This window comes from Streptomyces sp. NPDC056738 (genome assembly GCF_042790435.1).
GTDB lineage: Bacteria > Actinomycetota > Actinomycetes > Streptomycetales > Streptomycetaceae > Streptomyces.
This window is the reverse complement of record NZ_JBHTZF010000029.1, coordinates 46,390-60,769: the sequence shown is the minus strand read 5'-3', so window position 1 is coordinate 60,769 and position 14,380 is coordinate 46,390. Positions and strand designations below refer to the sequence as shown.

At 67.1% G+C, this 14,380-nt stretch carries 15 protein-coding genes; 9 read left to right on the top strand and 6 right to left on the bottom strand.

What is annotated here, in order from left to right; all coding sequences use genetic code 11:
* Positions 1 to 129: 129 nt before the first annotated feature.
* Positions 130 to 1,275, bottom strand: coding sequence for an MFS transporter (locus ACFRIC_RS41345; protein ID WP_382797161.1), 1,146 nt, complete (start codon positions 1,273 to 1,275; stop codon positions 130 to 132).
* Positions 1,276 to 2,155: 880 nt separating this feature from the next.
* Between ACFRIC_RS41345 and ACFRIC_RS41340 the strand changes: the two genes are divergently transcribed.
* The 9 genes from ACFRIC_RS41340 to ACFRIC_RS41300 all read left to right on the top strand — a co-directional run bounded on the left by ACFRIC_RS41340 (position 2,156) and on the right by ACFRIC_RS41300 (position 10,673).
* Complete coding sequence (locus ACFRIC_RS41340) at positions 2,156 to 2,491, top strand: hypothetical protein (protein WP_382797160.1); 336 nt, start codon at positions 2,156 to 2,158, stop codon at positions 2,489 to 2,491.
* Positions 2,469 to 2,738, top strand: coding sequence for a DUF6192 family protein (locus tag ACFRIC_RS41335; RefSeq protein WP_382797158.1), 270 nt, complete (start codon positions 2,469 to 2,471; stop codon positions 2,736 to 2,738). Before ACFRIC_RS41340 ends, ACFRIC_RS41335 begins: the two co-directional genes overlap by 23 nt.
* A gap of 311 nt (positions 2,739 to 3,049) precedes the next feature.
* Complete coding sequence (locus ACFRIC_RS41330; RefSeq protein ID WP_382797156.1) at positions 3,050 to 3,367, top strand: trypco2 family protein; 318 nt, start codon at positions 3,050 to 3,052, stop codon at positions 3,365 to 3,367.
* A 51-nt stretch (positions 3,368 to 3,418) separates the two neighbouring features.
* Positions 3,419 to 3,733: a hypothetical protein gene (locus tag ACFRIC_RS41325; RefSeq protein WP_382797155.1), complete on the top strand. Its 315-nt coding sequence runs from the start codon at positions 3,419 to 3,421 to the stop codon at positions 3,731 to 3,733.
* 262 nt (positions 3,734 to 3,995) lie between these two features.
* On the top strand, positions 3,996 to 7,460 hold the full coding sequence (locus tag ACFRIC_RS41320) for a hypothetical protein (protein ID WP_382797167.1): 3,465 nt from the start codon (positions 3,996 to 3,998) through the stop codon (positions 7,458 to 7,460).
* A gap of 400 nt (positions 7,461 to 7,860) precedes the next feature.
* Positions 7,861 to 8,247, top strand: coding sequence for a DUF6192 family protein (locus ACFRIC_RS41315; RefSeq protein WP_382797154.1), 387 nt, complete (start codon positions 7,861 to 7,863; stop codon positions 8,245 to 8,247).
* A 3-nt stretch (positions 8,248 to 8,250) separates the two neighbouring features.
* Positions 8,251 to 8,661 (top strand): RacP protein, encoded by a 411-nt coding sequence (locus ACFRIC_RS41310; protein WP_382797152.1) that lies wholly within the window; start codon positions 8,251 to 8,253, stop codon positions 8,659 to 8,661.
* A 40-nt stretch (positions 8,662 to 8,701) separates the two neighbouring features.
* Positions 8,702 to 9,595, top strand: coding sequence for an IS5 family transposase (locus ACFRIC_RS41305; protein ID WP_382797150.1), 894 nt, complete (start codon positions 8,702 to 8,704; stop codon positions 9,593 to 9,595).
* Between the two features lie 109 nt (positions 9,596 to 9,704).
* Positions 9,705 to 10,673, top strand: coding sequence for a Tn3 family transposase (locus ACFRIC_RS41300; protein ID WP_382797148.1), 969 nt, complete (start codon positions 9,705 to 9,707; stop codon positions 10,671 to 10,673).
* 60 nt (positions 10,674 to 10,733) lie between these two features.
* Here the strand turns inward: ACFRIC_RS41300 and ACFRIC_RS41295 are convergent, their stop codons facing one another.
* From ACFRIC_RS41295 to ACFRIC_RS41275, 5 genes are all read right to left on the bottom strand, one after another.
* Positions 10,734 to 11,465 (bottom strand): cation transporter, encoded by a 732-nt coding sequence (locus ACFRIC_RS41295; RefSeq protein WP_382797146.1) that lies wholly within the window; start codon positions 11,463 to 11,465, stop codon positions 10,734 to 10,736.
* Positions 11,465 to 11,800: an ArsR/SmtB family transcription factor gene (locus ACFRIC_RS41290; RefSeq protein WP_382797144.1), complete on the bottom strand. Its 336-nt coding sequence runs from the start codon at positions 11,798 to 11,800 to the stop codon at positions 11,465 to 11,467. The genes ACFRIC_RS41295 and ACFRIC_RS41290 overlap by 1 nt, the downstream gene beginning before the upstream one ends.
* Positions 11,801 to 11,897: 97 nt before the next feature.
* On the bottom strand, positions 11,898 to 12,059 hold the full coding sequence (locus ACFRIC_RS41285; protein WP_382797143.1) for a hypothetical protein: 162 nt from the start codon (positions 12,057 to 12,059) through the stop codon (positions 11,898 to 11,900).
* A gap of 26 nt (positions 12,060 to 12,085) precedes the next feature.
* Positions 12,086 to 13,522, bottom strand: coding sequence for a sensor histidine kinase (locus tag ACFRIC_RS41280; protein ID WP_382797141.1), 1,437 nt, complete (start codon positions 13,520 to 13,522; stop codon positions 12,086 to 12,088).
* Positions 13,519 to 14,250, bottom strand: a complete 732-nt coding sequence (locus ACFRIC_RS41275; RefSeq protein WP_382797139.1) for a response regulator transcription factor — start codon at positions 14,248 to 14,250, stop codon at positions 13,519 to 13,521. The genes ACFRIC_RS41280 and ACFRIC_RS41275 overlap by 4 nt, the downstream gene beginning before the upstream one ends.
* Positions 14,251 to 14,380: the final 130 nt, after the last annotated feature.

The following is a 14,380-nucleotide window of genomic DNA, read 5'->3' as shown; positions in this document are numbered from 1 at the left end:
AGAGACATCGACAGCCTCCAAGAACTCGCCTGCACCACCATCCATCACCCAGAGAATCGCCTAATAACCAGGCAAGACAGATGAAAACGACCTCTGAGTGCCTGTTTCTGAGGCCCACATGTCAAGGCATCACGGTGCCGAGTCCGAGTGTTCAGCCCTCTCCGGCGTAGGCCGCAGAAGGAGTGCGGCGATGAGTCCTGCGATGACGAGTGCGGCGCTGGTAAGGGTGCTGCCTGTAAATCCGGCAAGGTGAAGGACGAGTCCGCCTGCGGCGGAACCGCCCGCGATGCCGGTGTTGAAAACGGAGATGTTGGCTGCTGCGGCGATGTCGGTGGCGGGACGGGCCTGCAGGGACACGTTGACCTGCGCGGCGGTGCTGAAGGCGTTGAAGGCTGCTGCCCAGGCCAAGGCGACGAACCAGGTCAGGACTGGGCTGGTCATGACCAGCGGGATGATGCTCAGACTGGTGGCCAGCAGTGCCATAGAGGCCAGCAGAGCGTGCCGGGTATGTCGGTCGGCGGCTGTGCCGCCGACGATGGTGCCGACTGTGCCGGAAACGCCGCTGGTCAGGAGAAGAACGCTGGCCGCGGTGGTGCTGAGGCCGGTCCGTTGGGTCAGTAGTGCGACGAAGTAGGTGGATGCCGTGTAGTGGCCCGCGGTGACAACGGAATTGATGGCAAAAGTGACCAGCAGACGGGCCTTGGCCAACGCCTTGAGCTGGGTCCACGGGCTGGACGAAGGCTCCGGTCTGGGTTCCGGCACCAGGCGGACAGCTGCCATCAGGACACCCATGGTCAGGGCGGCCAACGCGCCGTAGACGGCACGCCAGCCGAACACGCCTCCCAGCAGAGTGCTCGCGGGAACCCCGACGACTGCGGAAACGGTGATCCCTCCGAAGACGATGGCGACAGCACGTCCTCGCCGCTCAGGGCCGGTCAGCGTCGTGGCTAGGGTCAGCGCCGTCACCGCATACATCGCCGCGGCGGTGCCGGTGAGCGCCCTGGCCACCAACAGGGCCGGGAAGTAGGTGGCAAGAGCGGTGATGCCGTTCCCGACAGCAAGCGCGACCAAGGCCCCCACGAGGACCTGTCGACGAGACAGATGACTCGTCATCGTGGTGAGCACGGGGCCCAGCAATGCGACGGCCACGGCATATGCGGAGACGAGGGTGCCTGCGGCGCCGGTGGAAACCTCCAGGTCGGCGCTGATGGCAGGCAGTAGTCCCGCGACGGCGAGTTCGCTCGTGCCCAGGACGAAAGCGCCCAGTGCCAGCACAGCCAGAGCCGGCACGGTGACCGGCTGGTGAGTACCAACCGTGGGGGAACACGTTCGCATGACACCTCTTGAAGGAGAGACAGTTACGGGTTTTGCAGCGCTGGTCATCGGCACGGGGCATGCGAAGACGGCCGGTGGGAGCTGTGCGAGGGCGCCGAGGTCGTTCCGGCGGAGAAGAGGGTCCGGAGAAGCGGTCACCCGGGAAGCAGCGGGGAGGGCCCGGCCGTTGGCTGTTGTCGCAGAAGGCGATGCCGGGCTTCACGATAGAGCAGTGGTGTTGCTCGTCGTGGGCTCAGCGGCAGATCGGCATGCTGCTCGGGGTGGGACGGAACTGCTCGGTTGCTTCCTCGCTCTGGCCGTTGGGACTCGCGTCAGCGGCTCTCGCTTCGTACCGTTGTCGTATGGGCAGGGACGAGGTGCCTCGCCTGCGGCTGGTCGTGGTCACGGGCGACGACACCGGGCCGCGATTGTGCCGGGGGTGCGGTGGTCCGCTGATGCCGTCGGCGAAGGCGACGGCAGTGTTTTGTTCGTCGGCTTGTCGTTCGCGACATTGGCGCCGGCTGCGGCGCACGAGGACGAGGACCGAGGCGGTCCAGGCGGCTCGAACAACGAACTGCCCGGAGTGCGGCGCGAGTTGGACGGTCGGGTTGGAACATCCTGTCTCGGCACGGGACTGCTCTCCCCGCTGTCGCAAACGCGCATGGCACCGCCGGCGCACGCAGCCGGGCGAGGCGTGAGACCGCGTGCCACGCCGGAGCAGGGCTACTCCGTGCGCCCTGGCAACCGTTCCCGGACCGCCGGATGGTGCTAAGTGACGGGTGTTTCGCGGCGAGTTGACGGCATGAAGGGTGCCGCGCCGGGCCCGTGGGGGTGGATGTGGATGTCCGGAAACGTCGGCAGTGTGACCCGGGACCGCTACGACGAGCTGGTCAAGCTGGGGCGGGACTGGGTCGCCACGATGAGCAGCGCCCAGTGGCGTCTCGGGGATGCCGCTCTGGAGATCGAGCCGATGCGCTCATACGGGGGTGCGAATCCGTCCGGGAGGGACGACCTCTTCACCGTCAGCGAGGCCATCCGGATGTTCGCCGAAGACGTCGGCCTGGCCTATTACAACCGTGCGCAGTTACCGGTGGGTGTCCTCGCGCTGGCCGAAGGAGCGCCGACGGGCGGACGTCTCCCACACCATCCACAAGGTGCTGGCCAGCATCCCCGATGAGCAGGAGCGGTTCGAGGCGGTCAACAACCCCCCGCCCAACCCGCGCGGAGGTCCGCCGAGGTGGACGCACGACAGCGCGAAACGGGTGGTGGGCTGGAAGGTCGACTCCCCGGAGAGCGTCCAGGAGAAGGTGGAGGCGATCCACGACCTGGCCGCCGACGACGCGGTCGCGGCGGTGGTGACCACCGATGTGATGTTGAGGGCTGTCGACGGCCACGTTGCTGCGATGAGCAGGCAGTATCCGTAGCCCGTTACCTGCTGGTCCAGCATGTGGGCGTGTCGGCGGTGCGATGTGCTGGAGTCGACGTCGTCACGGAGGCAGGCCATACCGCCTCTACGACGGTGGGTGGTAGCTGGGTGACGCCAGTAGGGGTCATGAAACCAAGCCCTCCATGCCGCACAGGCTATGAGCAAGGACGCGGAACAGGCTGGTTGTTGAGCTTTGTTCCGGTTGTGTCCTGGCCGTGTAGCAGATCGCCATTCCGGGGCATTTCCCCGCCAGGTAGCCGCTACGCTGCCCGCCTGATGTCACTGCCGGTAGATCAGGGGGAGTCACCGATGTCGCAGGAGCCGTGGGCGGGTTTGTCGGAGGCGATCAGCGCGATCCGGGCCGAGCTGGAGCAGGCTATGGCTGATGGTCATGGGCAGGCGATCCAGTTCCGGACCGGGCCGGTGGAGTTGGAGTTTGCCGTGGACGTCAAGAAAGACGGCCAGGCTGGTGCGAAGGTGTCGGTTCTTCCCTGGAGTGCCAGCGTCGAGGCGAAGGCCGGGTACGCGGCCGGCAGTACGTCCCGTCTGAAGATCACGTTGCAGCCGGTCGACGACCACGGCCAGGACCAGAAGATCGGCGCCCACACTCCTCAGCGCCCCCAGTGACACCGTCACTGGCGCCCACCTGACGGAGATGCACAGAACGGGGATCTGTGAGTGAACGTGCAACGGGTGATGGAGGTCTGGGACCCGGTGGGCCAGATCGCCGGAACGGGCTACCTCATCACGGACCGCCTGGTCCTGACCGCCTATCACAACGTCCAGGGCGCCGGCTCCACTTCGCCACGTGCGGTGGAGTTACGGCGACTCGCTCTGTATGGCGAGAAGCAAGCAGGGTGGGTTGCGGCCGAGGTTCTGTGGCCGAAGCAGCCCCCGGACATGCAACCAGTCAATGCCGTCACCGGGGATGATGCGAGGGTCTTCGGTGACTCGACGAACGGCCCATCTGACCGCGTGGTTAACGGGGTTTGAGATGGATCGGAGACGCGTCGTGGAGGTGTACGCCCCTTCCACCTCCGGGAACAGGGTCGGCACTGGGTACCTACTCGCTAGCCGCCTGGTACTGACGGCTTACCACAATGTGCAGGCCCTTACTACGGGCGAGAAGGCCCAAGTCCGTCAGCTGGCAGACGACGCACGCCCCGAGGACCCTTGGTCGAACGCCATCGTGCGCTGGCCACCGGAGGGACTAGTGGATCCGGACACGGCTCCGTGGCACGATGTGGCCCTGTTGGTGATCGACGACGCGTCCTTTCCATCGGCGCCCGTCGTGGGCACGGTGCGCTTCGGACAGGTCACTGGCCAGGAAACCGCTAGTTGCCAAGCTCTGGGCTTCCCTGAGGCGGAACTGCGCTCAGACCGACGACGCGACACTCACCTTGTGAAAGGCCACGTCAACGCGCTGCAAGCATTCAAGTCCAGGGTGCTGAGCGTGCACGTCGACAAGGGCATCGTGCCTCGCGAACGCAAAAATGGCGCCAATTGGAGGGGCATCTCAGGCGCCGCTCTGTTCTGCGGCCCGCTGCTGACCGGTGTTGTGGTCACCGCCCGAAAAATCGCTGCCGACGTCCTAGGCACAGCACCGGTTGCCGCCTTCGCCGATTTGCCGGGGTTCCGCGAGGCACTCGCCGAACACGGTCTGAACGTCAGACTAGAACCCGCGACCGTCGCCGAGCAACAGCTCGCCGCATACACTGCCGCTGCTCAACGGGAAGCCAGGCGGCATCCCTATGCCGGTGTTCTGCTGGGATCCCACCCGCCCCTGGCAGCGGTCTACCGTACTCAGCAGATTCGTCGCCGCAGCCCCAGCTCTGCTGCCGCCGCGGAGATCATGTCTACGGACGATGTACCGGACGACCCGAAGATGCGTGTAATCATCGCTGGGCCTGGCGGTGGTAAGTCCAGTCTCCTGCGCACCTGGCTGGAAGGAGGCATCCAACGTTGGCAGGAAGGAACGGATAAGCACCTGCTGCCTGTCCTCCTCACAGCCTCAGACCTGGCGGGACTAACACTAACTGAGGCCCTCGCAAAGGCAGTGTCGGATCTTGGCCTACATCAGGCGATTCCCCCCGATTTCTTTGCATCCCCGCCGCGGCCTGGCGCACGCTGGCTAATCCTCCTCGACGGCCTTGATGAGGTATCCAATCCTGCACAACGGCGGAAGATCCTCGAAAGTATGTTCTCCGTCGCAACCAGCCCGTACAGCCAGCTGTATCGGATCGTGATTGCTACCCGCCCCCTACCGGATGCCGAGTTCGACATCCTCCGCCCAGAGGCATCCCTCTACGACCTGCGTCCCTTCGATCACGACGACCTGGCCATGGTGGCCCAGCGCTGGTTCCAAGCCGCGAACCTGCCGGACCCCGCCGCCTCCGCCCAGCACCTCGTCCAGGCGCTAAAGGTCAGCTGGCTGAGCGTCCTGGCCCGCACCCCGCTCGTGCTTGCGATGCTCTGCCAGCTCCACGCCGCCCACCCCGACGAACCCCTCCCTAAAAGCCGCTACAGGCTTTACAGCAACTTCATCGGTCTCCTGCAAAGACCTCAGCCTCCTGTCACAGCACCTGCCGAGCGTTATCCAGCCATCCACCGCTACGAGAAGCCAGAGGTCCGCGCCCAAGCGGATATTGTCCTGGCCACCATCGATAACCTCATCGACCACCTGGCCGCCCAACGCCAGGCAGGGGACCGTAGGTCCGCCGTCGACATCGTTCAGAACGAGCCTCGACGCCGTGCGCAGCGTCCCCAGCACGTACGCGCCGACGAGTGGAATACCTTTCTGAATAGCGTCCTGCGCCGCAGCGGCCTGCTCACCCCGCGCTCCGACGACCTTGACTTCCTTCACCAAACCCTTCAGGAATATCTGGCTGCCCGGCACCTCATCCGAGACGTAAGCCCCCAAGCCGTCTCAGATGCATTCCCCCAATCTCGCCGGCACCGGCCCCGAACTGCTGAGGCCGACGCTGCAAGGGCTTGGTTCCTCAGATGCTGGCAGTCCCCCGACGCCAACCCGTTGAAGAGGTTGTGCGCACCTTGGTTCCGCAGATGCTGGCAGTCCCCCCGCGAGGAATCGTCGTACATCGGCTTCCTTATCGAGGGCGCCCAAGAGAGTGGGCTCACGATGGGCATCAAGTGCCTAACGGGCCTGGCATCTAGGGGAGGGTTGAACGGCCGTCGATTCATTGCTGAACTAGCCCGCCTGGGCACTCTCCTGCCCGACGCCATCGTTCGCACGGCCTGCGATGGCTTCCTTGTTTCCACCCGCGACAGCAACCTCAAGGACTCTCTTCGGGTAGAAGCGGCCGAGACACTGATCGAACTGAGAGACTCCCGTGGCGCTGATCCCCTCTACACCCTCATCCTCGACACCACCCGCTCCTACCTCTGGCGGGTGAAGGCGGCGGTGATGTTGGCGAAGGTGAGTGATGCTCGCGGCGCGGATCTCCTCCGCACCTTCGCGCTCGACACCTCTCTCCTCGACTACCAGCGGGTGGAGGCGGCCGAGGCACTGGCCGAGCTGCGTGATCCTCGTGGCGCGGATCTCCTCCGCACCTTCGCGCTCGACAGTTCTCTCCTCGACTACCAGCGGGTGGAGGCGGCCGAGGTGCTGGCCGAGTTGCGTGATCCTCGTGGGGCAGATCTCCTCCGCATCCTCGCCCTCGATGCTTCTCTTGGCAACTCGCGAGTGAAGGCGGCCGAGGTGCTGGCCGAGTTGCGTGATCCTCGTGGGGCAGATCTCCTCCGCATCCTCGCCCTCGATGCTTCTCTTGGCGACTCGCGAGTGAAGGCGGCCGAGGTGCTGGCCGAGTTGCGTGATCCTCGTGGGGCAGATCTCCTCCGCATCCTCGCCCTAGACAGCACCGTCAGCAGTGACCCACGGGTGCGAGCGGCCGAGTTGCTGGCCAAGTTGCGTGATTCCCGCGGCACTGAGCTCTTGTACACCTTCGCCCTCGGGCACACCCTCCACGACTACTGGCGGGTGAAAGCAGCTGAGGCGTTGGCCAAGCTCTGTGATCCTCGTGGCGCTGACATTCTCCATGCCTTCGCCCTTGACGTCTCTCTTGCCAACTACCGGCGAGTGGAGGCGGCTGGGGCGTTGGCCAAGCTGCGTGATCCCCGCGGCACTGACGTCCTCGGTACCCTCGCCCTCGGAAACACCCTTCAGGAGGACTCCTACTGGCCATACTACTGGCAGGCGAAGGCAGCGACGGAACTCATCAAGTTGAGGGATCCTAGGGCTGCTGACATCATTTACACCCTGGCCGGCAGCATAATCCTCGAAGTCCAGTGGCGGGTGGAAGCGGCCGAGGCCCTGGTGATGTTCGGGGATTCACGTGGCGCTGACTGCTTCCATGACTTCGCCCGTGACTCCTCTCTTGGCGGCTATCAGCGGGTGAAGGCGGCCGAGGTGCTGGTCGAGCTCCATGACCCCCGTGGCGCTGATGTCCTCCACACCCTCGCCCTCGATGCTTCCCTTGGCGACTTGCGGGTCCGAGCGGCCGGGGTGTTGGTCGAACTGCGCGATCTTCGTGGCGCTGATGTCCTCTGCGCCCTCGCCGCCGACAGCACTCTCCGGGACTACTGCCGAGCGGAGGCTGAGAAGATGCTGACTGCGCTACACGATCCACGCGTTTCCAAACCGCGTCCCTCGATGGCGGATCGACTTCTAACGACCTTCCGCTGGGGCCAGCGCAGCTCTTGAAGCAAACCTTCAGCGGTATCGGAGGGTGATGGTGGCTGGCGTCTTGTGACGGCCCGTGAGCGATGTCGGGCGCCTACCAGGCGGTGGGGGACCTTGGCCGGGCGATCCCGCTCTACGAGCAGATCTTGACCGACTTCGTCCGGGTCCTGGGCGAGAACCACCCCACCACCCGCATCGTCAGAGCCAACTTCATCCACGCGAAATCGACTAATGCTTGACCAAGCCCAACGAGGAGTACGACCTTTCGTTCCAAGCAGCTTCAGCCTCCAAGCCCAATCCAGCTCCCCCGTTCCCCCACGACCAGCCAGCGCACACCCACCAGCGGCCGGCCTCATGCACGCGTACGCGAGTGCCTCACCCAGTCCTCTGAACAGCGAAGTTATTACAGCCTGAGCAACGCTTGACCGACTTCCTGCGCCGACCGGCGATCGCGTCCAAGGCCATGGCCGACGACACGGCCCGGCACGCCGTTAATGAAGCTCAGTTCGACCGGTTCCGCCAGCAGGCCCAATTCGTGCACCAGGAGGCCGCCCCGCAGTTGCAGCGCATGGAGCACAGCGCGCAGTTCATGGACCTGGTCGCGGCCTGCGCGCAGTTCGTCGCGACGGCCGGGCGGATCGTTCCGAACCTGCGCGGCGAGCACTACGACGACGGCGAGCGCGAGACGATCGGGCGAGGACTTTCGCGGGTACGTGCCGCGGCCGACTGGATCGAGAACGCCGTTACCCGCGGCGAGGTCGATCTCGACGAGCAGCTGGAGAAGCTGCTGAAGGGCTCGGGTGAGTAGGCGATGGGGCGGGGGGTCCCCGCTCACGTCCGCGCCGAAGCGATCCTGAGCGCCCTGCTGGAAGCCCGTCCCGCCGGCCTGACCATCACCCAGCTGATAGCCGCCACCGAACGCACCCGCGCTCAGGTCCACACCGGGCTCGCGCATCTGCGCAAAGTCTCGGCCGCGAAGGGCCTTCCGCCTGTGACCTGGGACAAGCGATGGGGATACCGCATGCTGGACGACGCGCCGGAGGTGTGGATCGGCTACGAACGGGCGTTCTTCGAGACCGTCCACCACCGGGTGGAAAATTTCATCGCCGGGACCCTCCTCCCGCACCAGAAGAAGACCCCCAACGACCCCTACATCCGCACGGTCATGGCACAGATGGGTGCGATCGAGTCCACCCTTCAGCTGCTGGCCAACCTGGAGTGAACCGGAGCACGAGAGGCAAAGGGCCGCGACCGCCCCGCAGTTGGCCCTCACCCACCGGTCGCGGCCCGGCACCAGCATGCCGCTGCCCCGCTACCGCTACCCCTCCGACACCAGCGACCTCGAATGGGCCCTGCTCAAGGCACTCCTCCCGACTCCCGCCTGCCAGACCCCCAAGGGCGGGGCCCCGGGGAAATGGCCCCGGCGCCGCGTCGTCGACGCCATCCGCTACATCACCGACAACGGAGCGAAATGGCGCGCGCTGCCCGCCGACTTCGGCATCCCCTGGCGCACCGTGTTCGGCTACTTCGCCCGCTGGGCAAAGGCCGGAGCACTCAAGCCGATCCTTGACCAGCTCCGCCGGCGGCTGCGGCTGCGCCGCCAGCGCTGTGCCTGGCCGGTCCGGGTGATCGTGGATTCCCAGTCCGTCAAAGGCGCGGAGACAGTGTCGAACGCGACACGCGGATACGACGCGAACAAGCACATCAATGGCCGGAAGCGACATCTCCTTGTTGACCAGGACGGTCTGCTTGTCGACCTGCTCGTCACCCCCGCCGATGTCCAGGACCGCGACGCGGCCCGCGTCCTGCTGACCCGCCTTCATGCCGAACACCCTGAAATCGTCCTGGTCTGGGCGGACAACGGCTACGGAGGCGAAGAGTTCAGCACCTGGGCCCAGGACACCCTCGGCATCACAATCAAGGTCGTCCCCCGCCCCAAGGACGCCAAGGGCTTCGTTCTGCTACCGAAGAGGTGGGTGGTGGAACGGAGCAACTCGTGGACGATGCGGGCCCGACGCAACGCAAGGGACTACGAACGCCTCATGTCCCACGCCGAAGCCCACATCCAGTGGGCCTTCATCACCCTCATGTCCCGCCGACTGGCCCGCCCCCGCCGCCAGACCGAGGCGTTGCCGGTGTCTCTCGCAGCCCTCTGAAGGCCATCGCGCTGCCGCTACCGTTCGGAACAGCGACCATCGACGCCCAACCGAACGGCCAGCGGGATCACCACCGTCCTCTACGCCCCGTGACCTGCGAAAAGAGGATGTGACACAGCTTCTCAACAACCTGCTCTCCGAGACCTCGGTCCGGCTCGGGAAGTCCGGCGGTATCGCCTACCACCAAATCGCCGACACCTACATCGCGCTGTTCACGCACTTCATCCCGTGCGGGGTGTGGGAGGCCGTCTACATCATCGAGGGCCTGCTGAAGAACGCCTCTGAGGTCAAGCCGACCACGATCCACGCGGATACGCAGGGCCAGAGCTTCCCGGTGTTCAGTCTCGCGCATCTGCTGGGCTTCGAGCTGATGCCCCGCATCCGGAACTGGAAGGACCTGAACTTCTACCGGCCCACCCGCAGCGTCCAGTACCGGCACATCGACGCGCTGTTCGGCGAGGCGGGCAAGAACGTCATCAGCTGGGATCTGATCGAGACGCACTTCAAGGACCTGATGCGGGTGGCGATCTCGGTCCGTGAAGGCACGATCTCCTCCACGCTGCTGCTGCGGCGCCTGCGCTCCGGCTCCCGTAAGAATGCCCACTACGCCGCGTTCCGGGAGGTCGGGCGGGTGATCCGCACCGTCCAGCTGCTGACCTACCTGTCGGACGCGTCGATGCGCCGGCGGGTGACGGCGGCGACGAACAAGGTCGAGGCGTACAACGGGTTCTCCGAGTGGCTGCACTTCGGCAACCGCGGGGTCATCGCCGACAACGACCCCATCGAGCAGGAGAAGGCGATGAAGTTCAACTCCCTGCTCACGAACACGGTGATCTTCCACAACACTCTGGACATCGCCGACATCGTCCGCGAGCTCCAGGCCGAGGGCTGGAAGATCGATCCGGAGGACCTGGCGGAGATCTCCCCGTACCTGAGCGAGCACATCATGCGGTTCGGCGAGTACTCCACCCACGAACTGGCTCTCGCGCCGGAAGCGTACGAGGTGCACCTCGACGTCGACTTCACCCGGCTCGATCCCGAGGCCGCGGGCGCCGGTCCCGAAGCCGAAGCGGCCTGAAAGGCCGATGCCCGGCCCGCAGGGTGATCAGCGGGCCGGGTACGGCGGTGCGGCGGTGACTCAGTTGCAGCAGTCGCATCCGGGGCGGCAGCCGCAGGCGTCCGTCTCCTGCTCGGCGTGCTGGGCGGGAACCGTCGCGGCGGCGGGGGTCGCGCAGCAGCCCTTGCCCTGCCAGGCGTCGCGCCCTTCCTTGACCGCGACGGTGGCGATGACCAGGGCGGCGATCGGGTCGGCCCATGACCAGCCCAGGGTGGCGTTGAGGACCAGGCCGACCAGCAGCACGCCGGACAGGTACGTGCACAGCAGGGTCTGCTTGGAGTCGGCGACCGCCGAGGCGGAACCGAGCTCGCGCCCGGCCTTGCGCTGGGCGGCGGACAGGAACGGCATGATCGCCAGGGACAGGGCTGCGAGGACGATGCCGGAGATGGAGCGTTCCGCCTCGCCAGTGCCGGTCAGCGCCCGCACCGCGTCCACGCCCACATACGCGGCCAGCACGAAGAACGAGACCGCGATGATCCGCAGGGTGGTCTTCTCCCGGGCCTCGCGCACGGCGTGCTCGCGGGCCGAGAACTGCCAGGCCACCGCGGCGGCGGAGGACACCTCAATGACGGAGTCCAGGCCGAAGCCGACCAGCGCGGTGGAGGAGGCGATGGTGCCCGCGGTGATGGCGACGATCGCCTCGATCACGTTGTAGGAGATCGTGGCGGTGACCAGCAGCCGTATCCGGCGGGCCAGCGCGTCACGGCGGGCCGCCCCGGCCGGGGCCGGGCCTATGGATATCTCGGCGGTCATCAGCAACACCCCTTGGCTTCCGCGTCCGGGCAGGTCTTGTCGGCCTCGACGGCCACCACGGCAGTGCGCAGGTCGTCCAGCGCGTGCCCGAGGCGTTCGTCGGCAAGCTCGTAGCGGGTGCGGCGGCCGACCGGCACCGCGACGACCAGGCCGCAGTCACGCAGGCACGCCAGGTGGTTCGACAGCCGGGTCCGGGAGATCTCCAGGGCGTCGGCGAGATCGGCGGGGTGGGCCGGAGCCTCGCGCAGGGCGAGAAGGATCCGGCAGCGGATCGGGTCGGCGAGGGCGCGGCCGAACCGCGCCAGCACCTCGATGTCAGCGGCGAGAGTCAGCACACCATCGACAGTACAAGAAGTCTTGAATTCATTGAACCTTGCATTCATGGATCGTGGTGAGTGCGACATCCCGTGGCGCACCACGGGATGTCGCACATTATTCGGTGTCCTCCTGCGGCGGGTGCAGTTGGACGGCGATGTCAGCCCACAGCACGGCGAACGTGAAGTCGGGCGGCTGGCCGCGCACCTGCCGCCGCAGCGCGGTGCGTGAGGATTCGAGGTGGTCCTGCTGGGGCTGCCTCAACGGCAGTATCGACATGGAGTCGCTTTCCACGATCGGGCTGGTCACCGCACTGTCGTTGCTGACCGTGCTGATCGAGACGAGGCGCTTGCGAGGCGTCGTTGCCCCCTGGATCCGTTTGTGGGTGGGACGGGTTGGAGGTGGACGCGGGCGTCCAGGCCGCCGCCGGGGGCGGGGTGCAGGGTGATTTCTCCGCCGGAGGCGCGGACCAGGTGGCGGATGATGGGCAGGCCCAGGCCGGTGCCGTCGTGGTGGGAGTCCGAGGCGCGCCAGAACCGGTCGAAGGCCCGTTCCCGGTCGGCCGGTGGCATGCCGGGGCCCTGGTCGATGACGTGCAGTTCGGCGCCGGGGGCCCGGGTGAGGGTGAGCGTGGTGCCGGGCGGGGAGACGCGGAGTGCGTTGGCGACCAGGTTGTCGATGACCTGTTCCAGGGCCCCCGGGATCGCCCAGACCCTGCCGGCCGTCGTGCCGGTGACGGTGACGGTGACGTACCGTTCGGCGGCGAGCGAGTCCCACATCGCTGCACGCTCGGCCAGCACGGCGTCCAGGTCGGTCGGCTCCGGTGTGGTGGCCGAGTTTTCCAGACGCGCCAGGGCCAGCAGCCCGTGAACCATACGCCCGAGCCGCTCGACCTCCCCGATGGTTTCGTCGAGGCTGTCGTGGGCGCGGGGGTCGAGGTAGGGCTCGAAGTTCTCCAGCCGCAGGCGCAGCGCGGTCAGCGGGGTCTTGAGCTGGTGGGATGCTTCGCCGGCGAATGCCTGCTGGGCGTCCAGCAGTTGTTGCAGGCGGGTGGCGGTGTGCGTGAAGGAGGCGGCGAGTTCGCGCAGTTCGGGCGGGCCGCTGGTGGCGTCGGGTGGGTTGGTCAGGCGGCCGTCGGCGAGCTGGGTGGTGGCGCGGTGCAGGGTGCGCAGTGGGCGGGTGATCCAGCGGGCGAGGGTGAAGGCGACCAGGGCGACGGCGGCCAGGACGCAGGCCCCGGCCAGCGCGAGGGCGAGCCAGATGGTGTGGATGCGGTCGGTGACCATCGCCATCGGGTACGTCAGCCGGAGCGCGCCGCGGATCGTGGTGCCGGAGGATCCGGGCTGGGTGGCGTAGAGCGCCTCTCCTCCGTCGGTGCCGGTGCGGGTGCCGGTGGTGGGCTGGTTGTTCAGGGCGGTGGCGATGTCCGGCTCGGTGGACAGGTTCGTGCCGGCGGGGACGGCGGAGCCGGAGGCGGCGAGCACCACGCCTCTGCGGTCGACCACGATGACCTGGCCGTCGGTGCGGGTGGTGTAGTCGCCGATCAGGGTGGGCAGTTCGGCGGTGTTGCCCTTTTCGATGTTCTCCTCGGTGACCTCGGCGAGCATCGTCGCGTCCCGCTCGACGGTCTGGGCGAAGCGGTTGGTCTCGCCGCGGGCGTAGAGGTAGCCGAGCGGGATCTCCAGGCCGGCCAGTACCAGCAGGGCCAGGCCGAGATAGCTGTACAGCAGGCGTCGGGTCATCGGGCTGCCTCGGGCGGCGGGTCCCCGGGTACGGTCAGCCGGAAGCCGACACCGCGAGCGGTCGTGACCCAGCCGGGATCGCCGAGCTTGCGGCGCAGGGCGGCGACATGGGCGTCGAGGGTCTTGGTGGGGCCGAAGAAGTGCGGGTCCCACACCGCGTCCATGATCTGCTGACGGGAGTGCACGGCGCCGGGATCCTGGGCGAGGTAGGCGAGCAGGTCGAACTCCCTCGGGGACAGGGTCACTTCGCGTCCCTCGAGACGGACCTGGCGGGTGCGCCGGTCGATCTGCAACAGGCCGAGCTGCTGGGGTGCGGGCGCCCCCGCGGGTATCGCGGAGGTCGCGCCCGGTCCCGTGGGGACAGCGGGCAGGGCGCCGGTTCGGCGGGTGACCGCGCGGATGCGGGCCACCAACTCCCGTACGCCGAACGGCTTGGCCATGTAGTCGTCCGCGCCGAGTTCCAGCCCTGCCACCCGGTCGGCCTCCTCGCCCCGGGCAGTGATCATAATGATCGGGATGGCCGAGCGGGCCCGCAGGCTGCGGCACACGTCCAGGCCGTCCATGTCCGGCAGCCCGAGGTCGAGCAGGACCAGATCCGGGGTGTCGGCGGCGTCCGCGAGTCCGGCGGCGCCGGTGCGCACCCGGTCCACGGTGAAGCCGTAGCGGCCCAGCCCCTCGGTGAGGGGTTGGGCGATCCGGTCGTCGTCTTCTATCAGCAGCAGCCGCATGCCGAAAGGCTCGCACAGCTGTGCCACGGGGGTTGGGGTGTTCACGAGAACCCGCCTGGGACCTGGGGAAACGGATGATGCGACGCGACTGCGGTGCAAGGGGAACCGCCCGGCCGGTCGAGCGGGAGTG